General features: G+C 64.5%; 28 protein-coding genes. 12 read left to right on the plus strand and 16 right to left on the minus strand.

What is annotated here, in order from left to right; genetic code table 11:
- Nucleotides 1–10: 10 nt before the first annotated feature.
- Both GY937_15500 and GY937_15505 read right to left on the minus strand, forming a co-directional pair.
- Entirely contained in the window at nt 11–772 is a 762-nt protein-coding gene (locus GY937_15500) for a CoA-transferase (GenBank protein MCP5058110.1), read from the minus strand.
- Nucleotides 769–1,617 carry a CoA transferase subunit A gene (locus tag GY937_15505; protein ID MCP5058111.1) on the minus strand — a complete coding sequence of 283 codons (849 nt, stop codon included), beginning with the start codon at nt 1,615–1,617 and terminating at the stop codon, nt 769–771. The genes GY937_15500 and GY937_15505 overlap by 4 nt, the downstream gene beginning before the upstream one ends.
- A gap of 240 nt (nt 1,618–1,857) precedes the next feature.
- Here GY937_15505 and GY937_15510 point away from each other — a divergent pair, with 240 nt between their 5' ends.
- Complete coding sequence (locus GY937_15510; protein ID MCP5058112.1) at nt 1,858–3,336, plus strand: AMP-binding protein; 1,479 nt, start codon at nt 1,858–1,860, stop codon at nt 3,334–3,336.
- 121 nt (nt 3,337–3,457) lie between these two features.
- Here the strand turns inward: GY937_15510 and GY937_15515 are convergent, their stop codons facing one another.
- Nucleotides 3,458–4,129, minus strand: a complete 672-nt coding sequence (locus GY937_15515; protein ID MCP5058113.1) for a sigma-70 family RNA polymerase sigma factor — start codon at nt 4,127–4,129, stop codon at nt 3,458–3,460.
- A 99-nt stretch (nt 4,130–4,228) separates the two neighbouring features.
- Nucleotides 4,229–5,269 carry a hypothetical protein gene (locus GY937_15520; GenBank protein MCP5058114.1) on the minus strand — a complete coding sequence of 347 codons (1,041 nt, stop codon included), beginning with the start codon at nt 5,267–5,269 and terminating at the stop codon, nt 4,229–4,231.
- A 102-nt stretch (nt 5,270–5,371) separates the two neighbouring features.
- Between GY937_15520 and GY937_15525 the strand changes: the two genes are divergently transcribed.
- From GY937_15525 to msrB, 4 genes are all read left to right on the plus strand, one after another.
- Nucleotides 5,372–5,803 (plus strand): benzoylsuccinyl-CoA thiolase, encoded by a 432-nt coding sequence (locus tag GY937_15525; protein MCP5058115.1) that lies wholly within the window; start codon nt 5,372–5,374, stop codon nt 5,801–5,803.
- A 16-nt stretch (nt 5,804–5,819) separates the two neighbouring features.
- Entirely contained in the window at nt 5,820–7,010 is a 1,191-nt protein-coding gene (locus tag GY937_15530; GenBank protein MCP5058116.1) for a lipid-transfer protein, read from the plus strand.
- Nucleotides 7,011–7,105: 95 nt separating this feature from the next.
- Nucleotides 7,106–7,396, plus strand: coding sequence for a hypothetical protein (locus tag GY937_15535; protein ID MCP5058117.1), 291 nt, complete (start codon nt 7,106–7,108; stop codon nt 7,394–7,396).
- Between the two features lie 10 nt (nt 7,397–7,406).
- Nucleotides 7,407–7,814: a peptide-methionine (R)-S-oxide reductase MsrB gene (msrB, locus tag GY937_15540; protein MCP5058118.1), complete on the plus strand. Its 408-nt coding sequence runs from the start codon at nt 7,407–7,409 to the stop codon at nt 7,812–7,814.
- Between the two features lie 50 nt (nt 7,815–7,864).
- Here msrB and GY937_15545 read toward each other — a convergent pair whose 3' ends face one another.
- Together GY937_15545 and GY937_15550 are read right to left on the minus strand one after the other, a co-directional pair.
- The gene (locus GY937_15545; protein MCP5058119.1) at nt 7,865–8,080 is read right to left on the minus strand and encodes a ferredoxin; all 216 of its coding nucleotides are present in this window, start codon (nt 8,078–8,080) and stop codon (nt 7,865–7,867) included.
- Nucleotides 8,081–8,136: 56 nt separating this feature from the next.
- Nucleotides 8,137–9,072: an MBL fold metallo-hydrolase gene (locus tag GY937_15550; GenBank protein ID MCP5058120.1), complete on the minus strand. Its 936-nt coding sequence runs from the start codon at nt 9,070–9,072 to the stop codon at nt 8,137–8,139.
- Between the two features lie 25 nt (nt 9,073–9,097).
- Between GY937_15550 and GY937_15555 the strand changes: the two genes are divergently transcribed.
- Nucleotides 9,098–9,526, plus strand: a complete 429-nt coding sequence (locus GY937_15555) for an EVE domain-containing protein (protein ID MCP5058121.1) — start codon at nt 9,098–9,100, stop codon at nt 9,524–9,526.
- A 30-nt stretch (nt 9,527–9,556) separates the two neighbouring features.
- Here the strand turns inward: GY937_15555 and GY937_15560 are convergent, their stop codons facing one another.
- Both GY937_15560 and GY937_15565 read right to left on the minus strand, forming a co-directional pair.
- Nucleotides 9,557–10,186 (minus strand): hypothetical protein, encoded by a 630-nt coding sequence (locus GY937_15560; GenBank protein ID MCP5058122.1) that lies wholly within the window; start codon nt 10,184–10,186, stop codon nt 9,557–9,559.
- Entirely contained in the window at nt 10,183–11,022 is an 840-nt protein-coding gene (locus GY937_15565; GenBank protein ID MCP5058123.1) for an alpha/beta fold hydrolase, read from the minus strand. The genes GY937_15560 and GY937_15565 overlap by 4 nt, the downstream gene beginning before the upstream one ends.
- A gap of 22 nt (nt 11,023–11,044) precedes the next feature.
- On the opposite strand from GY937_15565, the gene GY937_15570 reads away from it, so the two are divergent.
- Nucleotides 11,045–11,740, plus strand: a complete 696-nt coding sequence (locus GY937_15570) for a nitroreductase family protein (protein MCP5058124.1) — start codon at nt 11,045–11,047, stop codon at nt 11,738–11,740.
- A gap of 42 nt (nt 11,741–11,782) precedes the next feature.
- On the opposite strand, the gene GY937_15575 is transcribed toward GY937_15570, so the two are convergent.
- Genes GY937_15575 through tgt form a run of 3 tightly spaced genes read right to left on the minus strand, consistent with a single transcriptional unit; the run spans nt 11,783 to nt 14,567 of the window.
- The gene (locus GY937_15575) at nt 11,783–12,265 is read right to left on the minus strand and encodes a ribonuclease HI (protein ID MCP5058125.1); all 483 of its coding nucleotides are present in this window, start codon (nt 12,263–12,265) and stop codon (nt 11,783–11,785) included.
- Nucleotides 12,265–13,359 carry a redox-regulated ATPase YchF gene (gene ychF, locus GY937_15580; GenBank protein MCP5058126.1) on the minus strand — a complete coding sequence of 365 codons (1,095 nt, stop codon included), beginning with the start codon at nt 13,357–13,359 and terminating at the stop codon, nt 12,265–12,267. Before ychF ends, GY937_15575 begins: the two co-directional genes overlap by 1 nt.
- 59 nt (nt 13,360–13,418) lie before the next feature.
- Complete coding sequence (gene tgt / locus GY937_15585; GenBank protein MCP5058127.1) at nt 13,419–14,567, minus strand: tRNA guanosine(34) transglycosylase Tgt; 1,149 nt, start codon at nt 14,565–14,567, stop codon at nt 13,419–13,421.
- Between the two features lie 43 nt (nt 14,568–14,610).
- Between tgt and pyrF the strand changes: the two genes are divergently transcribed.
- Nucleotides 14,611–15,555 (plus strand): orotidine-5'-phosphate decarboxylase, encoded by a 945-nt coding sequence (pyrF, locus tag GY937_15590; protein MCP5058128.1) that lies wholly within the window; start codon nt 14,611–14,613, stop codon nt 15,553–15,555.
- A 65-nt stretch (nt 15,556–15,620) separates the two neighbouring features.
- Here pyrF and GY937_15595 read toward each other — a convergent pair whose 3' ends face one another.
- The 3 genes from GY937_15595 to GY937_15605 all read right to left on the minus strand — a co-directional run bounded on the left by GY937_15595 (nt 15,621) and on the right by GY937_15605 (nt 19,150).
- Nucleotides 15,621–16,535, minus strand: coding sequence for an SDR family NAD(P)-dependent oxidoreductase (locus GY937_15595; GenBank protein MCP5058129.1), 915 nt, complete (start codon nt 16,533–16,535; stop codon nt 15,621–15,623).
- A gap of 90 nt (nt 16,536–16,625) precedes the next feature.
- Nucleotides 16,626–18,242, minus strand: coding sequence for an AMP-binding protein (locus GY937_15600; GenBank protein MCP5058130.1), 1,617 nt, complete (start codon nt 18,240–18,242; stop codon nt 16,626–16,628).
- Nucleotides 18,243–18,244: 2 nt separating this feature from the next.
- Nucleotides 18,245–19,150: an enoyl-CoA hydratase gene (locus GY937_15605; protein MCP5058131.1), complete on the minus strand. Its 906-nt coding sequence runs from the start codon at nt 19,148–19,150 to the stop codon at nt 18,245–18,247.
- A gap of 76 nt (nt 19,151–19,226) precedes the next feature.
- On the opposite strand from GY937_15605, the gene GY937_15610 reads away from it, so the two are divergent.
- Entirely contained in the window at nt 19,227–19,862 is a 636-nt protein-coding gene (locus GY937_15610) for a hypothetical protein (GenBank protein ID MCP5058132.1), read from the plus strand.
- 55 nt (nt 19,863–19,917) lie between these two features.
- Here the strand turns inward: GY937_15610 and GY937_15615 are convergent, their stop codons facing one another.
- Both GY937_15615 and GY937_15620 read right to left on the minus strand, forming a co-directional pair.
- The gene (locus GY937_15615; protein ID MCP5058133.1) at nt 19,918–20,523 is read right to left on the minus strand and encodes a TetR/AcrR family transcriptional regulator; all 606 of its coding nucleotides are present in this window, start codon (nt 20,521–20,523) and stop codon (nt 19,918–19,920) included.
- An 80-nt stretch (nt 20,524–20,603) separates the two neighbouring features.
- Nucleotides 20,604–21,278, minus strand: a complete 675-nt coding sequence (locus GY937_15620) for a DUF4336 domain-containing protein (protein ID MCP5058134.1) — start codon at nt 21,276–21,278, stop codon at nt 20,604–20,606.
- A gap of 125 nt (nt 21,279–21,403) precedes the next feature.
- Between GY937_15620 and GY937_15625 the strand changes: the two genes are divergently transcribed.
- From GY937_15625 to GY937_15635, 3 genes are all read left to right on the plus strand, one after another.
- Entirely contained in the window at nt 21,404–22,144 is a 741-nt protein-coding gene (locus GY937_15625; GenBank protein MCP5058135.1) for a hypothetical protein, read from the plus strand.
- Nucleotides 22,145–22,401: 257 nt separating this feature from the next.
- A complete protein-coding gene (locus GY937_15630; GenBank protein ID MCP5058136.1) occupies nt 22,402–23,052 on the plus strand; it encodes a hypothetical protein in 651 nt (216 codons plus the stop codon).
- A gap of 34 nt (nt 23,053–23,086) precedes the next feature.
- Nucleotides 23,087–23,944 (plus strand): MOSC domain-containing protein, encoded by an 858-nt coding sequence (locus tag GY937_15635; protein ID MCP5058137.1) that lies wholly within the window; start codon nt 23,087–23,089, stop codon nt 23,942–23,944.
- Nucleotides 23,945–23,987 lie beyond the last annotated feature (43 nt).

The raw sequence follows: 23,987 nt of genomic DNA on the forward strand, positions 1-23,987 counted from the left end.
GTCGTACGGGCTAGGACCGCACCTCCTTGTTGAGGGTGCCCCCTGGATCGATCGCCTGGCGGATCAGTTGCAGCTCTTCGTCCGTCGGTGCGCGCGTCGTAGGCACGTTCTCGTCGATGACGAGTTCGAATCCGGTCTTCTCGACGACCTCGTCCACGCCGACACCCGAGTGCAACGAGGCGAGCCGCATGCGGTGATCGGGCGTCTCGAAATCGAATACACCGAGGTTCGAGATCACATGATGGATGTGGTGGAAGCGCGAAGTCTGGGGCCCAAGCGCAGCCGCCCGGTCGTAGCCGACACCCGAGACCACATCGACCTTCTCGACGAAGACCTTCGGCGAGTGGTTCGGGATCCAGTACGAGGTGCGGTGACTGATCGTGTTGCCCGGCGCGCCACGCATGCCGAGGAGCTGGGCCTTGGGTTTCGCATGTTCACCGATGCAAGCGAAGTTCTGGTTGCCGTAGCGATCGATCTGGCTGGCGATCATCATCACGTGGCGGCGGCCGCCCCACAACAAGTCGAAGATGCCGCGGAAGGGTGTCCAGCCTTCGATGACGGCTTCTGGCTTCTCTCCGCTCACCGGGTCGACATTGGCCAGGAGCGAGCAGATGCCGTCTGTCATCAGCAGGTCGGGTTCGAAGGTCAGCCGCGCGAGCCGCGCGCCCACGGCCGGGGTCGTGCCGAAGCAGCTCACCAGGATCTCGCCATCGCCACGGAAGGCCTCCGCCACCGCGACGGCGCAGACTTCGGCCCGGGTTGAGTCACTCACCTGGCAGCCACCTTCTTCTGGTACTCGAGTTCGGAGATATCGAGGTACTCGGCCTTGAAGGCCTCCCAGGCTTCCGGGTCCTTGGCGGTCGCCGCGTACTCGCTCTGGAATCTCTCGTCTCGACCGTAGTCGGGCGTGCACTCGGTAAAATGAGCGCCGCCGGGCGCCTCGATCACGCCATCGACCATCGTGCGATTGATGCGCAAGGTGTGAAGCGTGCCTTCAGTAAGCAGGTTCTTCGTTTCGATGATCTTCTCACAGGTCATGAAGCGTCGCTTCGCCGCCATGCAGTAGAGATCGTCGAAGTAGAAATCCGGCCCCAGGTACTGGCCGTTGCCGTGCATGTCGGCCCGGTTCATGTGGATGAAGGCCATGTCGAGCTCGAGTGCCGGCATGGCAACGAGCTGTTCCGCATCCTGGTAGGGCGAGGTGACGAGCTGGAGCTCCGGATTGATCTCCATGACATCGGTGCCGAGGCCCGCGCGGGTCGGGAGGAAAGGCAGGCGGAGGGCGGCCGCGTAGAGACCCCATTGGAGCATGCCTTCATCGAGCTCGCGGACTTCCGGGATGGCTCCTTCTTGGCGTGCCCGGCGGAAGTGGGGCTCGAGCGGAATCGAATCCAACGAGACGAAGCCGTAGACGAGGCGCTTCACCTTGCCGTACTTGCAGAGCAGCCCCACATCCGGCCCGCCGTAGGTGACGATCGTGAGATCGCGGACCGATGAGCGCAAGATCTCACGCACGATCGACATCGGCTTGCGCCGGGAGCCCCAGCCCCCGATGCCGATCGTCATGCCATCGCGGAGCTCCGCGACGGCCTCCGTCTCGGTGGTGCGCTTGTCCATGGGCCTCCCGCGGCATTCCCTGCACCAATCACGGATTGGCTGGACCGGAAGTCTGTGCCGCCAGGCACGGACACACCACTCGTGCCGGAGCGAGACGAATATAATAACGATACGTATCGTTTCTGTAAATCAAATCCCAGATCAGAGCGAATGCGCAGAACATCCTATAACTCATTGATTTAATTACAAAAATGACAAGTCTCCGAGCTATGCGACCCTGTTCGCGCTAAACCCCGATTCGTGATTCACGACCTCGCCCGAACGAATCCCGAGGGCCGGGCCTTGTCCGACGGCACGCGGCAGCGGGGCTGGGCGGAACTCCTCGATCGCATCACGCGCTGGGCGCGGCTGCTCCACGGAGAGCTGGGAATGGCGCCCGACGATCATGCGGCGCTGTTGATCGGAAACCGGGTCGAGGGGATCGAGGGCATTCTCGCGGGGATTCACGCGGGCGTGTGGATGACGCCGGTCAATTGGCACCTGACGCCAGGCGAAATCAGCTACGTCGTCCAGGATTCCGGCGCGAAGGTGCTCTTCACGGATCCGGAACACGAAGAGGCGGCCCGGGCCAGCGGAGCGCCGCGGGTGATCGTCGTTGGCGAGGAACTCGAAGCGCTGTTGGCGTCCGCCTCCGACGAGCCGATGCCGCTCGATGGGCCGGCCGGCGGCAACATGATCTACACCAGCGGAACCACAGGCCGGCCCAAAGGTGTGATGCGGCGCCGGGCCTCGAGCCTGGGCCAGGCCCTGGTCGGGCAGGAGACCTACGCCCGCTCGATCGCTTGCGACGGTAGTGGGCCCCATCTGGTCACGGGCCCGATCTACCACGCGGCGCCGCTGATGTTCGCGATCTACGACCAGGCTTGCGGTGCGCCGGTGCGCATCCTGCCACGCTGGGACGATCGGGAAGCGCTGCGCGTGCTTCGGGACGAGGAGATTCATCACACCCATCTGGTGCCAACCATGTTCGTCCGGCTCCTGCGGCTGCCCGAGGAAGAGCGCTCGGCCCATCAGGCTCCGGCGCTCCACACGGTGCTGCACGGTGCGGCGCCGGTTTCGGTGGCGACGAAGCAGCGCATGCTCGATTGGTGGGGGCCGATCCTGCTCGAGTATTGGGGTGGGACCGAAGGTGGTGTGACGACCCTCGTCGCTGCCGCGGACTGGGCCGCCCGGCCGGGCACCGTGGGTCACGCCTTGCTTCAATACGAGGTCTTCGCCGTCGGGCCGGACGGTCAGCGCCTGGGGCCGGACGAGGAGGGCGATCTCTACGCTCGCCACGCGACGGCCGAGTGGTTCTTCGAGTATCACGGGGACCGCCAGAAGACCGAAGAAGCGTTCCTCGACCCGATGACCCATACCCTCGGCGACATCGGCCGGGTCGATGCCGAAGGCTGGGTCTACCTCTCGGATCGCCGCTCGAACCTGATCATCTCCGGCGGTGTGAACATCTATCCCGTCGAGATCGAACAGGTCATGCAGGAACACCCGGCCGTTTCGGACGTGGGTGTGTTCGGAATCCCTGACGAAGAGTGGGGAGAGCAGGTCAAGGCAGTCGTGGAATTGGTGCCCGGGCACGACCCGAGCCCCGAGCTTGCAGAAGCCCTGCGGAGCTACGCCCGGGAGCACCTGGCCGGCTACAAGGTTCCCCGGACGATTGCCTTCGAGGACAAACTACCCCGCACCGAAGCGGGGAAGCTCTACCTCAAGCGTCTGCGGTAGAAGCGAGAAAGCGGAAGCGGGGACGTTCTTTCCGATGTTTCCGTTATTCAGATCGGGCTTTGCCCGACCTGAATAGCGGAAACATCGGAAAGAACGTCCCCGCTTCCGCTTTCTTCCGCCTCTAGCCCGCTGCGAGGTTGACACCTGCCTCCGGTGTGCTGAGCCCTCTCAGCCGCGGTGCCAATCGGCGCAGGGCGCGCGCACGGATCTGGTGGGCGCGGGGCTGGCTGACGCCAAGCTCCACGGCGACTTCCGCCAGGGGCGCGTCGGCCAGGACGTGGCGTCGGATCAACGTGGCTTCGGCGTCGGGTAGGGCCCTGACGGCCTCTTCGACGGCCCCTTCCAACTCTCGCCCGCTGGCCCGGGCTTCCGGGTCGGGCTCGTTCGTCAGGGCGATCGGCTCGCCCCACTCGTCGGAGCCGGTCTCTGCCAGCCATCCGCTCGTCCGGGCACCGGCGAGGCGCTCGGCATGAGCGGTCAAGGCCGCCGTCGATGCTTCACTCTCCTGCCGGCGAGCACGCCATAGGCTCTGGGACCCTCCGCTCGTCTCACGCATCCCGTCGAGCATGGCTCCGCGGACGCGATGCCGCGCATATTGGACAAACGGAACGCCGCGCTCGGGCCGGAAACGTCTGGCGGCTTCGAAAAGCCCCATACCGCCCCATGACACCAACTCGTCCCGGCTCACCCAGCCTGGGAAGCGACGTTCCATCCGCCGCGCTTCACGGCCTACTTCACCGAAATGTTGTTGGACGCGATCATGGACCGCGTTCCCTGAACCTCTCTTCATCATGCGGGGAGTGGAGCAGATCCAACCCAGTTGGGGAGTGATGGGGCACACCAACCACGGCTGAATTCACCCGGACTTCATGAACGACTGCGAACTCCGGGGCTACTCGGCTCTGGCCCTCCAGAGCCGATCGTTGTCGTTGATTCGGCCGCGGTCGTCGAGAATTCCGTCGAGCAGAAGGTTCGCGATGCTCGGACCTTCCTCGGTCATCGTCACCAGGACGAGATGATCGAAGTTCCCCGTCGTACCGGGCACGAGCCACTCGCCGCCGGTCGTTCCGAGCCGGATGTGAACGCGGCCGTCCACTTCGAATCGGTGGTAGTTGTGCACGTGCCCGGCGAAGGCGGTGAAGGGCCTTCCCCCCAGGGCGGCTTCGATGCGTCGCAGGCCGTCGTTCCCCGCGCCCTGCCAGATCGGCTTGTGCATCAACAGGAACGTGTGGCGCGCCTCCGGGTGCGCGGCGATGACCTGTTCGAAGTACTCGATCTGCTCTTCGCCCAGCTCGGTGGGCATGTCACCCACCCAGTTGACCGAGCGCCCCAGCTCCGCTGCCAGTTTCTTGGCCGCGACCGGATCGGTCGCCTGGAGGGCTCGTACCCGCCCGAGCTTGCTGGCGAGTTCCGGCGGCAACGGGAACTGCTTCTTCTCCGTATTGAGGACGAGAAAAAGCACGTCTCGGTAGAGCAGGTGGTAGTAGTCCCGCCCCAGGCGCTCTTTCCACACGTTGGCCATCACCGGGTTGCTGTAGTCGTGGTTGCCCGCGGCGTAGAAGAACGGCGCGTGAAGCGGTGCGAGCATGGCGTCGAAGGCCTCCCATTCCCGCGTCAGCACGGCGCGATCTTCGGTGTAGCCCTCGATCAGGTCTCCCACGCTCACGACGAACTCGGGCCGCAGCAGGTTCAGCCGTTCGACGGCTGCCGGAAAGACGCCCGGCCGGTAGCCGCCGGTCAGGTCCGAGACGATGGCAAACGTGAAATCCTCCGGGCGATTCTGGAAGTCCAGATGGTTCCAGGGCTGCGGCCCCTCTTGCTCCAGGCTCGCAGCCGATCCCGAGATCGCCTCGGAGATCCCACCCTTGTCCAATCCGGTGAACTCGCAGCCAAGGGCGGTGAGGCACAGCGCGGCGAACACGATGCGGTCCATCGAGGCAACCTCCTTCCAGGAGTTCATGGGCGGCGTCTCGGTCGAGTCTACGTCAGCTGGCGAGGGTCAGCGGACCCGCCGCTGTTGTGATACAACCCCGCGATGACAAAGACTCGCGTCCCTGCCGTCGAAGGCTGGTTCACCATGGATTCGGAAGCCCCGCATCTGCTGGGCACCCGTTGTACGCGCTGTAGCAACGTCTTCTTCCCGAAGGAAGAGAGCTACTGCCGCAACCCGGAGTGTGGTGGCACGGAATTCGAAGAAACGAAGCTCTCCCGCCGTGGCCGCGTCTGGTCCTTCACGAACAATTGCTACGCGCCGCCCGAGCCGTTCATGGCCAGTGATCCGTTCGAGCCCTATTCGATCGCCGCAGTCGAGCTCGAGGCCGAGAAGATGATCGTCATCGGGCAGGTGACCGCAGGTACCCAGGTCAGCGATCTGGAAGCCGGAATGGAGATGGAACTCGTCCTCGACACGCTCTACGAGGACGACCAGAACGAGTACGTCGTCTGGAAATGGCAGCCCGCGGCCTAGCGCCGGAGGAGATCTGATGTCGAATGAAGTCGCGATCCTCGGTGTCGGGATGCATCCCTGGGGAAAATGGGGCCGGAGCTTCGTCGAGTACGGAGTGAAGGCCGCCAAGGATGCCTTGCTCGATGCGGGCATCGAGTGGAAGGATGTCCAGTTCGTGGCCGGCGGCGATACGATCCGCAACGGCTATCCAGGTTATGTGGCCGGCGCCACCTTTGCGCAGGCGATGGGCTGGCAGGGCGCCCAGGTCGCGAGTTCCTATGGCGCTTGTGCCAGTGGCTCCCAAGCCATCGCGACGGCGCGGGCGCAAATCCTCGCGGGGCTATGTGATGTCGCCCTGGTCGTCGGCGCAGATACGACGCCCAAGGGTTTCTTCGCTCCGACGGGTGGCGGAGACCGCAGCAAGGATCCGGATTGGCTGCGCTTCCGCCTGGTCGGCGCCACGAACCCGGTCTATTTCGGCTTGTGGGCGCGCCGAAGGATGGAGCTCTTTGGAGCCACGGAGGAGGATTTCGCCAAGGTCAAGGTGAAGAACAGTCACCACGGCGCCCAGAATCCGAACGCACGCTACCCGAAGACGTTCAGCATGGAAGAAGTGCTGGCCTCGCCTATGGTGTCCGATCCGCTCCGGCTCCTGCAGATCTGCGCGACCAGCGACGGGGGTGCGGCGATCGTCTTGACGAGCATGGAGTACGCGCGCAAGCATGCGACGGATTTCGTGACGATTCCCGCGGTATCGAACGTCACGCCGAAGTACCCCAATACCTTGATCGAGATGCCCAACTTCTCGACGGATTCGGGTGCGGGGGTGCAGATGCCCGATGTGCCGTTCCGTCCGTCGATCGCAAAACATGCCTACGAGCAGGCGGGAGTCGGTCCGGAAGACATGGATCTGGCCGAAGTCTACGATCTCTCCTCTGCCCTGGAGCTCGATTGGTACGAGATCATCGGATTGTGCAAAGAAGGTGAGGCTGAAAAACTGGTCCGCGACGGTGATACCTCCGTTGGCGGGCGCATCCCGGTCAACACCAGTGGTGGGCTCGGTGCTTTTGGCGAAGCCATCCCGGCCCAGGCCATCGCCCAGGTTTGTGAGCTGACCTGGCAGCTGCGCGGGCAGGCCCAGGGCCGCCAGGTCGAAGATGCGCACCTGGGGATCACCGCCAACTACGGCCTCTTTGGCCACGGATCTTCCGTGATCGTGAAACGCTAGGCACGACGTCGGTTCCTTCGCGCTCCAAATCCCCACCGGAACTCGCGTTCGGATAGCCCCCGGGACCGCGCCGCGGAGGGCGCTATCCTATTCGCGTGGTTCAATCCGACGTCCCTGAAGTGCGCTGCGAGCGTTGCCAGACATCCTTCGCTCCCGAGACCAAGCAATGCGTCCACTGCGGCGGACCCCTGGGCCGTGGGCTGATCTTCGGAGGCCGAAAACAGAAGAGCGATTCGGCAGGCGACGAGATGGTGTTGCCCTACGAGCACGATGATGAGTCCGAGGAGTCGGTGCTTCAGAGCCGTGGTCGAAACGTCGTCTGGATCCTCACGGCAGTCCTGGCGATGGCGATGTCGATGCTCAGGACCTGCGGCGGGAACGGCTAGGGAGACCCGGATGGCGGGCAAGACGGACGACGAGTGGAAGAGTGAGCTCACGCCGGAGCAGTACGCCGTACTGCGCAAGGCGGGGACCGAGCCCGCGTTCACAGGTGCCTATCACGACACGAAGACACCCGGCATCTACCGCTGCGCCGGCTGCGACACGCCGCTGTTCCGCTCGACGACGAAATTCGATTCCGGTTCGGGTTGGCCAAGCTTCTGGGAACCGATTGCGGAGGGCCGCGTCGTGGAGCACAGCGATTCCAGCCACGGCATGCTGCGCACCGAGGTCGTCTGCGGAACCTGCGACGGCCACCTCGGGCACGTCTTCCCCGACGGCCCGAAGCCAACCGGGCAGCGCTACTGCATGAATTCCGTGGCGCTACAGCTCGACGAATCCATGGATCCCGAGGCAGACGGCTAGGCCGTTGACCGGCCGACGGATTGGCGGTCGATTTGCCGACCGCCAGGCGGCTACTCGATGATGGAGAGGGCCTGCCGCGGACAGAGGCGTACCGCCTCCTTCGCCTTGTCGACCTGATCCGCGGGAAGATCGCCCGAGGTGTCTTCTTCCGCACCCTTCGCCAGATGATGGAAGTTGTCCTCGTCGTCCACCTTGAAGAGCGCCGGGGCGACGTCCATGCAGACGGCGTTGGCCTCGCAGAGGTCCCAATCGACCTTGACCTTCATCGTTTCCTCCGTTGCCATTCCGTCCCCAGGCCGACCGGGCCAGGGCGAGGCAGAATCTATACCCTATTGCTCCGGAACACGCCGGGTCGGATTTCCTCGATGCGTCCCTGGCGCATCAGCCGCTCGACGTGTTGGCTCATGCTTCGCAGCTCTACGGGCTCCGCGAAATCGACCGGATCAGTCTGGCGGTAGATGAAGCGATGCTCGGCGATCTCATTCAAGGTGTGGGGCTCCGCCAGGTAGGCGAGCAGCCGGCTCTCCCGCTCCTCGATCTTCGCGGCGAAGCGCCCGAGGCGTTCCTGAAAGGTTGCGGGGCTGACGACACCCACGTGGTGGAAGGTCGCGTAGTGCCGGGCCTCGATCTTGCGGACACGATCGAGGCTTCGCTCGAAATCTTCGAGGTTCGACCAGGCGTCCCCGTAGTACGGGCCGAAGCTCGAGAGATCGATGTCCCCGAGGAACAACACGTCGGCGGGGAGGATGTGGAAGGCAGAGTGTCCGCGGGTGTGCCCCGGCGTGTGGATGACCTCGATGCGCACATCGCCGCCAAGCTCGAACACGTCGCCATCGGCGAACGGAAGCGCCTCGGGTCGTGCCTGGAAGTTGAACTGCTCCAGGATCAACTTTTCCCATACGCGTGCGATCTCCGGGTAGGCGTCGAAATCGAAGATCTCCATGAAGCCGCGAAGGCTTTGCAGGCCGGGCAGATCGGCCTCGTGCACGTGGATGGGGATGTCCGGGAAGAGGTGGGCTCCCGCCTGATGATCCTCGTGGCAGTGGCTGAGCAGCAGGCGATCCACTTGGGGCAGGGCCTGTCGACGTGGGACCAGGCCGAGGCAAGGGTCGATCAGCAGCGTTTCCTCCGGTCCCTCGACGAGGACGGAGTTGCCTTCCGGATACTTGCCCTGCTTCGCACCGAAGAGCACGGTCACACTTCCGAGGTCGAGGTCCGTACGGGGGTCGAGTTCCTGAGGCTGCGGGGTATCGTCCATGCGCCCGAGAATAGAGGAGACTGCAATGGCGCGGGCGCGCAGCTATTGGCTCGTGAAGTCGGAACCTTTCAAGTACGCCTGGGACGAGTTCGTGAAGGACGGCTCGACCTATTGGGATGGGGTTCGCAACTACACCGCACGCAACAATCTGCAGGCGATGAAGGAGAACGATCGCGTCCTCTACTACCACTCCAACGAGGGCAAGGAGATCGTCGGCGTCGCGAAGGTCATTCGAGAGAGCTACCCGGATCCCACCACCTCCGACGAGCGCTGGGTCGTGGTCGACCTCGCGCCCGTGAAGCAGCTGAAGGAGCCCGTGACCCTGGCGACGATCAAGGCGGATGCGACGCTGAAGAAGATGGAGCTGGTGAGGCAATCGCGGCTTTCGGTGGTGCCGGTCGAGAAGGCGCAATTCGAACGGATCTTGAAGCTGGCGAAGACCTCTATCCGATAGCCGCGTCGAGCTCGGGCCAGAGACCTCGACTCATGTGGCCTTGTTGTCGAAGCGTTGCCCGGGTCCGAACAGGATCGCCCCGAGTCGGATTCCCAATGCGATCACCAGGACGCCTATGAAGGGCAGGTAGTGAAGCGCGGGATAGGGCGGCGATTTGTGGCCGAAGCTGTCGGTCAGGCAGCCGAGGAAGATGAACCAGACGAGGTACTGACCGAACGCGTGGACGCGCTTCCATAGAACGGGGTTCATCGAGGCGCGCACGCGGTTCAGCGATGTGACGACCATTGCGAAGACGAACGCCAGGCCCAGTGCGCCGACCGTGAGATCCGCCACGGTAACGACGTCTGGAAGGGCCGGTGCGCTGAGATAGAACAGCCACAGGATCAACCAGAGGTGAATCGAGAGGCTGAGCCCGAAGCTGACGCCGAGTGTCTTGCGTTCCGCTACGAGCCATCGACTGAAGGGGCTGGGACGAAGATCGTCGAGGGGGCGCGCGACGAACGCGAGGATGAACGGTACGAAGGCGATCCTCGCGGTGCCGCGAAGCGCTTCCCGGGTTCCGGTCTCACCACTGCCATGCTCCAGCAAGATCCAGGCGGCCACCAGGAACGTCAGGGGCACCAGGGCTCGAACGAGATCCTTTCCGATCCGCGCGTTCAACGGCTTCGGACGGACTGAAGATGCGTTCCGACGGCGTCCAGCCAGGCGGCCTCGTTCTCGAACTGAGCGCTGTGGGCTGCGCCTTCGATCACGGCGAGTCGGGCATTCGGGATGCGCTCGGCCATCAGTTTCGCGGGTGCGACGAAGGGGAGATCTTGCTCGCCGACGAGCACGAGGGTCGGGCAGGCGATCTCTTCGAGACGGTCGACGACTGGATCCTGATCCATCAACACGCCGGAGAGTTCTGCGAAGGCCTCGGGATCCATGGCGAGTAACTTGGCTTCGATGCGCGCCCAGTAGCGGTCTTCGCCCATGCGCTCCATCGTGCGCTTGACGGCTTCGGGGTTCATGGCCGGCGGGCGTGCACGCATGCCCGCGAACAGCGCCGCCATGCCGTGCTCGCGGGCCACTTTTGCGCCGGCCTCGATGAATTGCCGGGGCATGCTGGTCATGGGGCTTGGCATGGTGTCCATCAACACGAGAGAGGTGACACGCTCGGGATGGGAGAGCACGAAGCGCAGGCTGATCATTCCGCCGAGGGAATGGCCGAGCAGATCGACCCGTTCGTGGCCGAGGGCATCCAGGAAGTTCCCGAGGTCGTCGCGCATCTGCTCGAGGCTGTAGCCCTTCGGAACGCCCGGATTCGTCGTGCCGCCATGCCCCCGATTGTCGGGCGTGACGGTATGCCCGTGTTCGCCGAGCTTCGGCAGGACGTCTGCGAAATCGTCACGGGAGCCCGTGAAACCGTGGACGAGGACGAAGGGCCGCCCCCCGGAGCCGGCCTCCGAATACTCCACCTCGATTTCACCGACTCGGATTCGCTTTGCCTCGTTCATTCGAGGAGTCTAGCGTCCCGCCATGCCTGACCCTGATGCTTCCGAGATCCTCTCCCCTGAAATCGATCGTCTCGGCGAAGACGTGCCGCTCCTGGAAGGGATTCGCACCACCCGAGCGATCCGTCGTCTACGGTCGGATCCCGTGCCACGCGAAGTGATCCGCAAGGTCTGCGAAGCCGGGACATTCGCGCCGAGTGGAGGCAATCGCCAACCGTGGAGGTTCGTCGCGGTGACGGACGCGGAGCGGCGTCGATGGGTGGCGGATCGCTATCGCCCCCGCTTCCACGCCTATCTTGCCCCGGCTCTGGAACGCGCAGAAAACGATCCTGCGTTTCCCGAAGCGGGGCGACGCCTGCAACGGGCCGCCATTCATCTCGCGGATCATCTCCACGAGGCACCAGTCCACTTGTTCGTTGCGGCCTACACGCGGCGCGGCAAACCCCAGTTCCAGGCCGTGATGCCGTGCATCCAGAACGTGCTACTCGCCTGTCGGGCAGTGGGCCTCGGCGCGAGCCTGACGACCCTGCACACGGGCTTCGGGGAAGAATGCGACCGCTGGCTCGGCTTGCCCGAGAACTGTCCGAGCTGCGCGCTGATCCCGATCGGCTGGCCGGTCGGGAAATATGGCCGGCCGCCGCGCCGCAGCGTCGATGAGCTCCTGCATTGGGATCACTTCGAGGAGGCCGAAGTCCCTGTCGGGAGCAGGCCGACGCGGTAGCAGAGCTCTCGGCGCGATTCGGTTCCCCGGTCGTTCCGGCGCCTAACGTTCCTCGAAGCTCGAAGCGAGAGCGTCTGCATACTCGTTCCAGCGAGAGCCGTCGTGGGCCTTGATCCACTGGAGTTTCACCTTGGAATGGGCCTTGGCCAGGGCGTAGAGTTCCTTGACCAGCTCCAGATTGGCGATGGGCCCCGTCTTTCTCTTCCAGCCGCGGCGCTCCCAGCCGACGGCCCATTCGTTGATGGTCTTCACGCAGAGTTGGCTATCGGAATGCACCGTGACTTCCGCGTCTTCCGGAAGCACTTTGTAGGCTTCGATCAGCGCCTGCAACTCCATGCGGTTGTTCGTGGTCTGCGGGTCGAGGCCCGAACGCTCGATCACGATCTCATCGTTCTCGACCCAGACGAAGCCCCATCCACCGGGTCCCGGATTTCCCTCGCAGGACCCGTCGGTGAACACTCCTTCTTTCGGGCCGGCGGTGTAGCGGGAGAGAACCTCGTCCGGCGTCAGCAGATCGCCCGCCATCAGGCGCCCACCCGGAACAAGATCACGTCACCGTCCTGCACGATGTAGTCCTTTCCTTCTGCGCGCATCTTTCCCTGGGCCTTGGCCCCGGTTTCGCCATCGCACGCGATGTAGTCGGCGTAGGGGATCACTTCGGCCCGGATGAACGTACGTTCGAAATCCGTGTGGATCTCCCCGGCGGCTTCTGGCGCGCTGGCACCCTGCCGCACCGTCCAGGCTCGTACTTCCTTCTCACCCGCCGTCAGGTAGGTGATCAGCTCGAGGAGCGCGTAAGCGGCTCGGATCAAGCGGTGGAGGCCGGGTTCCTCGAGGCCGAGATCGTCGAGGAATTCCCGCCGCTCCTCGTCGCTGAGTTCAGCCAATTCGGCCTCGACCTTCGCGCAGATGCGTACGCAGCCGGCGCCGACCTTCTCTGCATGGGCTTCCAGGGCGAGGACTGCGTCATTGCCATCCGTGAGGCCAGCTTCGTCGACATTGGCCACGTACAAGACGGGTTTCCCAGTGAGCAGGAAACTCTCGCGATAGATCCGCGCTTGCTCGACCGGCACTTCGAAGCCTCGAGCGGGGTTGCCTTCCGAGAGATGCGCCAGCAAGCCCTCGAGGAAGGCCGCTTCGTCTTTGTCTTCCTTGCGGCCGGCCTTGGCAGCCCGATGGGCCCGGTCGAATCGTTTTTCGACCGTCTCGATATCCGCGAGGCCGAGCTCGGTTTCGATCGTCTCCACGTCCCGGATCGGATCGATGGAGCCTTCGACGTGGGTGACGTCATCGTCTTCGAAGCAGCGGACCACGTGGACTACCGCTGCGGTCTCGCGAATGTTGGCGAGGAATTGATTGCCGAGCCCCTCGCCTTTCGAAGCGCCACTCACCAGGCCGGCGATATCCGTGAATTCCACGGTGGCCGGGATCACCTGCTTTGCATGCACCACGCCATCCAGGCCGGCCAGCCGCTCATCCGGTACCGGCACGATGCCCGAGTTGGGCTCGATGGTGCAGAACGGATAGTTCTCGGCCGCAATCCCCGCCTCGGTAAGGGCGTTGAAGAGAGTGCTCTTGCCGACGTTCGGAAGGCCAACGATGCCGCAGCGGAGTGCCATGGGCCGGGGAAGGTGACGGATTCGCGCCCATTTGCCATGCCGGAGAGGGCCACCCGATCCTAGACCGAATCCCTCTTGCCGGATCGCGTTCCGCGATCCTGGGCCGAGCCGTACTCCCCAAGGAAAGCTTCCCGCCAATCCTCGAAGTGTCCGCCGAGGACGGCCTCCCGCGCCTCCCGAACGAGCCGCTGATAGAAGCGCACGTTGTGGATCGAGGCGAGGATGGCCGAGAGGATTTCGTTCGCCTGGAAGAGATGGTGCAGGTAGGCGCGGGTGAAGCCGCCGGTGCACGCCGTGCAGTCACAGGAAGGATCGATCGGGTATCCGTCCCTCCGGTAGCGCCGTTGGGTGAGACGGATGCGTCCGCGTCTGGTGAAGACGCTCGCCGAGCGCGCGTACCGAGTGGGGATCACGCAGTCGAAGAGATCGATGCCATAGCCGATGCAGGCGATCAAGTCTTCGGGAAGCCCGACGCCCATCAGGTAGCGAGGTTTTGCCTCCGGCAGGAGCGGCGCCGTCTGGGAGGTGATGCGGCAGAGCAGTTCGTGCCCCTCGCCGACGGAAACACCACCGATCGCGTAGCCCGGCAGATCCATCGCCACCAACGCCTCGGCGCAGGAGGCGCGAAGGTGTGGATAGGTGCTGCCCTGCACGATTCCGAACAGCGCCTGGTCCTTCGCACGCGCATGGGATTTCTGGCAGCGCTCCATCCACGAGAGGGTGCGTCGAACGCCCGTCGCCGCGAGCGCTTCGTCGGCCGGGTAGGGCGTGCATTCGTCGAAGGCCATGATCACGTCCGCACCCAGGCTGTTCTGGATCTCGATCGAACGCTCGGGCGTGAGGTCCACCACCGAGCCGTCCACTTCGTTCTTGAACCGGACGCCCCGGTCGCTGATCTCCTTGTTGGGAAGGGAGAAGACCTGGAAGCCGCCGCTATCGGTGAGGATCGGGCCATCCCATGCCATGAAGGTATGGAGGCCGCCCATCTTCTGGACGAGGCTCTCACCCGGCCGCAGTGACACGTGGTAGGTGTTGGCCAGCACGACTTCGGCGCCGGTCTCGCGTACCTGCACGGGGGTCATCGCGCGCACCGCTGCCTGGGTGCCGACGACCATGAACGCAGGCGTATGCACGTCGCCGTGGGGCGTGGCGAAGATGCCGGCACGGGCCGCACCGTCCGAACGTTGAAGCGTGTAGCGGAAGCTCATTGGAGCGTCGGAACGTAGCGTTTTCGCTATCTTCCTCTCTCGCATGGCCGAACCCTTCGCCGATCGCCTCATCCACCGGACGCGCGCGCTTGGCCATCCTCTATGTGTGGGTTTCGATCCGCACCTGGCCCTGCTGCCGCCGCTCTTCCGGCGCGGGTCGATGGCACCAGGCGACCGGGAAACCGCGGCAGCGGTGGCGGATTTCTGCCTGGCCCTGCTCGACCGCGTTGCAGGGCGGGTCGCGTGCATCAAGCCTCAGAGCGCATTCTTCGAGGCTCTCGGTTGGCGAGGCATCGAGGTGCTGGATCAGGTGATGGGCGCGGCCCGCGAGCGCGATTTGTTGGTCATCCTCGATGCCAAGCGCGGCGATATCGGCTCGACGGCTGAAGGTTACGCAAGCGCCTACCTCAGCGAGGACGCTCCGCTTCGTGCGGATGCTCTCACCGTGAACCCCTATCTGGGAGGTGACGCTCTCGAGCCGTTTCTCATGGCTGCCGAAAAGAGCGGCGCTGGTCTGTTCGTGCTGGTCAAGACGAGCAACCCGGGCTCTGGTGACCTACAGGATCGCGAAGCCCAGGGTCAACCGATTCACGCACATGTCGCGGCCCAACTCGCGTCCGCGGCCCAGCGCCTCGCCGGGCCCGCCACGGGTTGGTCCGGTGTAGGAGCCGTGGTCGGAGCGACCTTTCCCGAGGAGGCTCGCCAGGCGAGAGAGCGCATGCCGTCGAATCTGTTTCTCGTCCCGGGCTTCGGCGCCCAGGGTGCGGGGCCGGCTGAGGCGGTAACCGCATTCTCGCCGGGCCCGGACGGAGTGCTCGAAGGTGGCGTCGTCAGTTCGTCCCGCGGGATCCTCTTCCCAGACGCAGCCAACCTGTCCGACGCCAATGCCTGGGAGCGCGAGATCGACCAGGCACTCACCAATGCAACCACCGCCCTCGAACAAGCGGTCGCTCCGGAAGTCAACAGCGGGGACGGGGTTTACAATTGACTTGTTGAGAGGGGGCAAAGCCCCCTCTCAACAAGTCAATTGTAAACCCCGTCCCCGCTGTTGACTTATTCGAGGCCGCCGTCGAGATCCTGGCCGCCCATGCCTGCGTTCATGCGGGCCTGCTTCACCATGTCGCGCACGATCGGGCCCAGGGTCGTCGGGTCGGAAACCGGCGCGACCGTCGGGCCGCGGTGCCAGCCCTCGGCGATGGCCAACACGCTGCCTGAAGCCTCGAAGACGCGCCCGGTGACATCACGAGATTCTGTGCTCGCGAGCCAGGTGACAATCGGCGCGATCCAACGGGGACTCTGGGCTTCGCGCATTTCGTCGGTGATCTCGCCGGGCTGTAGATCCTCGGTGAGCCGGGTGAGGGCGCCGGGCGCGATGCAATTCACGGTCACCCCGTAGCGCTTGAGTTCGCGGGAAGCGATGACCGTGAACGCTGCGATACCGGCCTTGGCCGCGCCGTAGTTCGTCTGGCCCGGATTGCCATAGATCCCGGAAACGGAACTCGTGTTGATGAGACGGGCGTCGACCGGGTTGCCGGCCTTGCTCTGCTCTCGCCAGTATCCCGCAGCATGATGTGCGGGAGCGAAGGTGCCCTTCAGGTGGACCTGAATCACCGCATCCCACTCGCTCTCCTGCATGTTCACGAGCATGCGGTCGCGCAGGATGCCTGCGTTGTTCACCAATGCATCGAGCCGACCGTAGGTATCGATGGCCTGCTGGATCATCTCCTTTGCCTGGCCGAAATCGCTGACGTCCGAGCCGTTGGCCACGGCTTCGCCGCCGGCCGCCTTGATCTCGTTCACGACCTCGTCAGCAGGGCCAAGATCCGAACCCGTGCCATCGCGGGCGCCACCGAGATCGTTGACGATGACTTTCGCCCCATGGTCCGCCAGCATCAGGGCGTATTCGCGGCCGATGCCTCGCCCCGCACCAGTGACGATGACGACGCGATCTTCACAAAAAGAACTCATGGCGTTTCCTCCATTCGAGGCCAGGACGGTAGCGCGTCTCAGAACGCCAGGCAGTAGACGGCGAGCGCGAGCCCCGTCCCTCGTCAGGGATCAGGCGAGCGCGTCCTCCACAGCCTGACGTGCCCATTGGTAGTCAGCTTTCCCGTTCGGCGCGCGACGCACCTGATCGACCACGAAGAGCTGCTTCGGCACTTTGTAGGCCGCGAGATTCCCGCGCGTGAACTCGCGCAGGGCTTCGCCGTCGGCGCTCGCACCCGCGCGGAGGGAGGCGACACCGGTAACCCGTTGTCCGAACTTCTCGTCCTCGATCCCGACGACCAGGCAGTCCACCACATCCGGATGCTGCTTGACCGCTTCCTCCACCTCTTCCGGGTAGACCTTTTCGCCTGCGGTGTTGATGCAGTTCGAGCCACGGCCGAGAAGCGTCAGGCTGCCATCAGCCTCGACGATCGCCCAATCGCCCGGGAAGGAGTAACGCACACCGTCGATCGTCCTGAAGGTGGCGCGGCTCTTCGCTTCGTCTTTGTAGTAGCCGAGCGGAACGCTTCCACCGGCAGCCACCATGCCGGACTCACCGGAGCCCGGCGCGATCTCCCGGCCGTCCTCGGCGAAGACCTTGGTGGTGGGGTTCATGGCGAACCTCGCTGTCTCCCCGATGTTTCCGCGGGTCGTGATCTGGGTGCCCATGCTTCCCTCACTCGAGCCCATGGCGTCGATCAACACGAACCCGTGGTGCTCGAGCAACTGCGCTTTCACTTCGGAGGTCCACATCACCCCGGACGAGACGATGCGCTTCACACTGGTCGGATCGTAGGGCTGGCCCTCGTCCTTGGCCTCTGCGAGCGCCCGGAGCATGGGTTTCGCGAACGCGTCACCGACGATCACGAGTTGCCCCGCCTGCTCACGCTGCGCCGTCGCCCACAGCTCGTGCGCATCGAAGGAGCGCTCGGTCAGCATCACCACGCGGGCGCCCGCACAATGAGGGACCAACGCGCCCAGCCACATCCCCGTGCCATGCATCAGCGGACACGCCGGGATTGCGACCTCGCCGGCCCCCTCCTCCCACATCTTCTTCGTGAGTGCAGGAATCGCATCCGCCTCGGGGATCCCGTGCTCGCCGAACATGAATGCGTATCCGATGAACCCCTGGAGCATTCCGCCGATGTCGTACATCACGCCCTTGGGCATGCCCGTCGTGCCGCCGGTGTAGAGCATGTAGACGTCGTCCGGGGATCGCGTGATCCGTGGCGCCGGCTCATGGCTCGCGATCAATGTCTCGTAGGCGATTGCCCCATCGATGGATTCTCCACCATCATCGACTTCCACCCAGAGCTTCACCTTGGGTGCTTTGTCTTTCACGCGGGCCACGCGTTCGCCCAGGCTCGTATGGAAGACCAATGCTTCGGCGTCCGAGTTCTCGAGCAGATAGAGAAGCTCGTCGTCCAGATAGCGGTAGTTGATGTTGATCGGGACGTGGCGGCCCTTGAACGCGCCGAACTGGGTCTCGAGATACTCGTTTCCGTTGTACAGGTACAGGCCGACCTTCGAATCTGGCGCGAGCCCTGCCGCCGAGAAGGCGGAGGCGACGCGCGAAGCACGATCGTCGTACTCGCTCCAGGTGCGGCGATCCTGGCCGCATACGAGCGCTTCCCGATCTCCGATCTGGTCGGCAATGCCCTCCCAGAGCGTCGCGTAGTGCATTTCCATTTCTACTTCTCCCCGGTGCGATAGTCGCCGAACTTCTCGTCACGCTCCTGGAGCGCACCCGTCAACTTGCCCTGGCCGGGGCCGATCTTGTTGATGAACTCGTGAAAGCTCGGCTGGTGGGTGGCAAGAGTGCAGAGCTCCGTGCCCTGTCGAATGCCGGCCCGAAAACCCATCGCATCCATCTGGCGATGGACCGCTCGTTTGTTCAGCTGGACGATATCCGGCGGCAACGCGGCCATGCGCTCGGCCATCTCGAGGGTCTTGGCTTCGAGTTCTTCGGCCGGGAAAGCTCGGGTGGCCCAGCCGCGTTTCTCCGCCTCGATGCCGTTGATCGAATCCCCGGTCAGCATCATCTCCATGCCCTTGCGCATACCGACGAGCCAGGCGTGGAATTGCATGTCCGGCACGCCGAAGCGCACGGCCGGGTAACCCATCTGAGCGTCCTCGGCCATGTAGACGACATCGCAACCGGTCGCGAGTTCGCTGCCGCCGGCCAGGCAATAGCCGTGCACTTCCGCGATCACCGGTTTCGAGAGATCCCAGATCGACATCCAGCCTTCGGTCACATGGCGCGGCCACTGGCCTTCGCCCGCTGCCGTGAAGAAGGGATACTCCTGGCCTTCATTCCCCCCTCCCAGGTCGTATCCCGCGGAAAAGCTCGGCCCGGCGCCCCGAACGATCATCACATGGACATCTGCATCCTGATCTCCCTGCTGCAAGGCATCGAGCACCTGGCCGCGCAAGGCGTGATTGAGGGCATTGCGCTTCTCCGGACGGTTCATCGTGATGCGCCGGACATGAGGCGCCGGATCGTCGATGAGGACGACGCTGTCGTCCCCGGCGGATCGGGGCGGGCTCAGATTCGCGTTGCGATCGGCATAGGGGTTGGCGTCGTTTTCTCTGCTCATTCTTCCTCCGAGGCGACCGATTGCACTCGACCCCTTGCGTGCTGTCAAGATGCCCCGGCAGGCGTACCCTTCTCGGATGCGCTCAGATGCCATCGACCAGGTCCTGAGCACCTACCTCAGGCAGCCCGTCCGGCTGAGTTGGAAGGGCGCGATCGCGGACACCATCCTGGGGACCTTCGAACGGCCGCGAGTCGAGCTGGGCGGGCTCGCGACCGCATGGGTGCCCTTCGAAGAGGTGGTGCTGGACGCCGACAAGGTGACCTTTCAGCCCGGTGTGCCGGCCCGTCTGGCCATCGAAGCCCCTCGCGTCGAGCTGGCAGTCGGGCAAGCCGAAATCGACAAATGGATGGGCCGCCTCCAGCTCCCGTTTCGTCTACTGCTGGAAGAAACCTCCCTCATCGCAAAGACAAGGATCGCTGGCTTCCCGGTCGGCGAACTCGAAGCCAGGCTCGACATCGTCGGGGGCTGGTTCGTGTTGAAGCCTCGACGCGCCTCCATCCTCGGCATTCCCGGCGCCCTCGCCCCGCTCTTCCGAACCTACCTTCCCCTACCCCCACTCCCGCAAGATGCTCGCCTGGTCGCCATCGACCACGAGCCGGGCCTCCTGCGTCTGACCGTCGAGGCCGACGATTTCGAAGAACGAATCACGCCAGGCCTGGTAGGTCGCTTGCAGAAACGGATGATGCCCGGCCCGGGCTTCGGACCCTGGTAGCTCGGTTCGCGTCTCTTGCGTAGACGGGAGTCGCCAGGCCGAGTACAGGCCCCGGCTAGGCGAGCAGCCGGCGAAGCGCCTTTTCGATGACGGCAGACGCGCGGTTTCGGCTGAGGCGTTGCTCGGATCGCAGGCGGTCCCAGGCCTCGGACGAAGTCGCCAACTCGGCGGCGTCGATCAGCTCGGCATCCCCTTGCTCGAACTCCGGGAGCCAGCGCAAGAGATTCGTGCGCAACTCGCGAACGTAGGTCGCGTGGCGTCCCCGCAGATAGTCGGAACGCCATCGATGCAGGGCCGCCGAGCGGTGATAGGGCGAAAAACGCTCGAAGAGATCTGCCCGCCGCGTAACCAGCGCCGCGATTCGCGCCTCGAGCCCGCCCTCGGGTTGGCCCCCTCTCAGCAGCGGACGAAGCTCGGCCCGCAGCCGCGCGTCCATCTCTGCGTAGAGGGTCTCCATATCCGAGAAATGGCGGAACACGGTACGGATGCCGACGCCGGCTCGTTCAGCCACCTGCTGGGCCGTGGGCCGGGGGCTGCCCTCACCGATCAGCGCCATCAAGGCCTGCACGATCGCCTGGCGGCTGCGCTCCGAGCGACGGGCCCGGCCATCGGAACTGGTGGCCTCAGACGAAGGAACGGTACCAGGAGCAGAACGGGCCATGCCGAGAAGATGGCAGAAACCGTGCCATAACTCGACCCCGAAATGGATGGCCGAGGGAGGCCTCTCGGCAGGGAAGCCTCCTAGCGAAGGAAGGCGTAGCCCTCCGCCAGGGCCTCCTTCCCCCCGGCCTCCACGACATCCCCATGGGCCACGATCACGCGTTCGAAAGGCCACTCGAGAATCCGGTCGAGGGACGAGCGGAAGGCGGTGCGATCCCGGATGCCGAAGCGCTCGAGCAGCGTCGGAGAGAGCCGACTCTTCACGCCGGCCAGGCGCATCGCAAACCGGGTGGGGGCGGAGAAGCTCTGCGAAAGATTGAACGCGAGATCCGTAGCCACGAGCGTGGCCGTTGCCGGGTGGTAGAAGACGACCTCGTTTGCGAGGGGGAAGCCCTTGACGGCCACCTGTTCGACGTTTCCTGCCCAGGCTTTGGGTGAGTCGTCTCCGAGCACCTCGGCGGGCATCAGATCGGGCCGCTTGCTCTCGAGCCCAGGCGCGAGATGGAGGGAAGCAGCGGGAAATGCATCCCGCCAATCGCCGATGAACAGATGGTGGAAGCGCGTCGGCGCGATCAACGCGGCGGGTTCGCCCAGGGCCCGAACGGCCTCGAGGCGTTCGGGCGTCGCTTCGATAGGCGAGTGAATCCACAGACGACCCGTAGGCAGCCGGATCACCGTCATACGAGTGCCGATCTCGACCCCCACGAAGCGGAGCGGCTGCTGGTCCACCCAGAGGTCCGTCGCCAACGACTGCATCCGGGGAGTATCGAACACCCGCAACGACGGTGCCAAGAGCTCGAAAAACCAGCACAACTCCGCTTGTGATGGAGGTCATGCAAAGTGGCTGCTGCTCACCCGTTGTGTTGGAAGGGAGGGATGAGATGCAGAAGCGCACTCAGCGGACCGTGCTCCTTTTGGATGTGGGCCACGATTCACTCGCGATCCTTGCGGCGCGGATCAGCAGGCTTGGCTTCCGCACCGTTCGAGTCAAGACTCCCGAGGAAGCCATCCCCGTCCTGGCGGATCCCCGCTTCTCGGTGCATGCACTCGTGGTGCCTCCGGACCTGCCTGTCGCCAACCTGAAGGCGACCCTCTCCGCGTTGCGCCTGGCTTCGCCGCGGGAGGCCCTGGCCGTCCTCGTGAGCCTTCCGCGCAGGACGCCAAAGCATGATCGCGAACGGCTCGCCCGTTCGGGAATCGACCTGGCCTTGTTCGATCCGATCGATGCTCACACGCTCCGCTTCCAGTTGAACCGTGGCATCGCGGGGGAGATTCCAGCCCGCCGAGAACGGGGTGGACGAAGGGCACCCTCCAGCCATGAGGTCTCGCTGCGCATTCGAAGAAGGCGGCGGCCGGCTCGGCTCTACACCTTCTCTTCGCATGGCGCTTTCCTCGTCTGTGAGGCGCCGGCCCTCCGCAAGACCCGCCTCGAACTCGAATTCGGCATCCCTGGGCTTCCCCGTCGCATCTCGAGCGAGGTCGTCATGACCAACGTTGCGGGCAATCTTTCGCGAGTCGATTTGCCGCACGGCATGGCGATCCGCTTCGACGGCCTGGAGGCCGATCACGAGACCGCGTTGGAGCTACTCGCGGACAAGGTGTTGAGGCGGCTCGAGCTCTAGACGCCGGGCGGCTGCAGCGGACGCGCGGCCAGCCACTCCAGCTTCGGCGGCCGACCTGCACACGGCCTGCACATGTGTTGCGCAACCGCCTGAGAATTCCCGGAAATGGATCGCTTTGGGGTCAATTCCACCCATCCTTCAACCGAAGAGATCTGCATAACCACAACACCTTTCGTGTTACCGCGGGAGCGGATCGAACAGGAGGCGACAGACGTCTCCCCAGATCCGGCCGGACGCGGACCGGAAAGGATGTTCCGATGCTCCGCGTCTTTCTTGCTTCGGCGTTTCTCCTGGCCGCCTCTCACGCCACGGCCGCCACGATCATCACCAGCTCTCTCGATGCTGCCCTTTCGGGTGCGACGGTGATCGATTTCGACGGGGAAGCAGATGGCACCGATTTCATGAGCGCGTCCGTCGGCGCACTCACGATGCTGAGCAACGCCAACACGTTGCGCTTCGATGACGACTGGGCCGTCCAATTCGGCACCACAGGAATCGCCCTCGAAACACGCTCCGGCGGTGCAGCCGATGACCTCGAGCTCGTGTTTGCCGCGCCCGTGACAGCCTTTGGCTTCGACATCACCGCGCTCGATATCGATCTCACGATGAACCTGTTCGATGCGATGGACAACCTGATCGACTCGTTCACGATCGCGAACCAGCCGGGCCAGGGCCTGACCGGTTTCAACCGTCGCGGCTATGCGGGTGCCAGCTCCGCGACGCCGATCGCTCGTGTCCAGCTCATGAATGCGACACAGCACGATTGGTTCCTCGTCGACAACGTGGCCATGGTCGCCGCCGTGCCCGAGGCCGCAACGGGCGTGCTGCTGGCAACGGGAATGATTGGCCTGGCCCTGGCCGGAAGCGGCGGCCCACTTGGAATCCGGCGAACGCGCGGCGGCAGCTGACCAGGATCCGTCGCGTCGAGCTAGGCTCCCTGCCATGAATCTCGGACGCATCAGATCCCTCCATCGTCATCCGGTCAAGAGCCTGGGCGGAGAAGACCGCGCGTCGGTCTATCTCGGAGCCGCCGGAATTCCGGGCGACCGCTCCTGGGCCGTGCGCGACGAGCAACGCGGCGGGATCCAGGGCGCCAAGAAGATCCCGGCCCTGATGGATTGCGCGGCGAAGTTCCTGGAGGAACCGAAGGATGGCCAGATCCCGGCGCCGGAGATCTGCCTTCCCAGTGGCGAATCCTTCCGGGCGGATGCAGGCGACGCCGCATCCCGCCTGGGAGCGAGCGTGGGCCGGGAGGTGACGTTGTGGCCCCTCGTCCCCGCGGAAGCCCTGGATCACTACCGTCGTGCCGCGCCGGATGACCCGGATCTCGAGAAGGAACTGCGCGCGATCTTTGGTCGCCTCCCCCACGAGCCATTGCCGGAGCTGGGGAAGTTCCCGCCTGAGCTCCTGCAATACGAATCGCCCCCCGGTACCTATTTCGATGCCTTCCCGCTCGTGCTGATGACGACGAACTCACTCGCCTCGATGCAGAAGGCCCACCCCGAATCCAACTTCGACGTGCGCCGCTTCCGCCCGAACCTGGTCGTCGATGCCGAGGAGGATGAGCCCTTTCCCGAACTCGCTTGGGCCGGCCGGAGGCTGCGCATCGGCGGCGCCATCGTGCAAATCGAGATGGAATGCCCGCGCTGCGTCATGACGACCCATGGCTTCTCGGACCTGCCAAAGGATCCGGGGATCATGCGGGCACTCGTCAAGGAGACGGGCGGCAACCTGGGCGCCTATGCGACTGTTGAGGAGCCCGGAGATGTCAGCGTGGGCGATGAGGTCGCGCTTCTCTAGCGTTTCGCCTTCCGACCGAACATGATCCCGGCCGCCCGCCGTA

The organism is bacterium, from assembly GCA_024228115.1.
GTDB lineage: Bacteria > Myxococcota_A > UBA9160 > UBA9160 > UBA6930.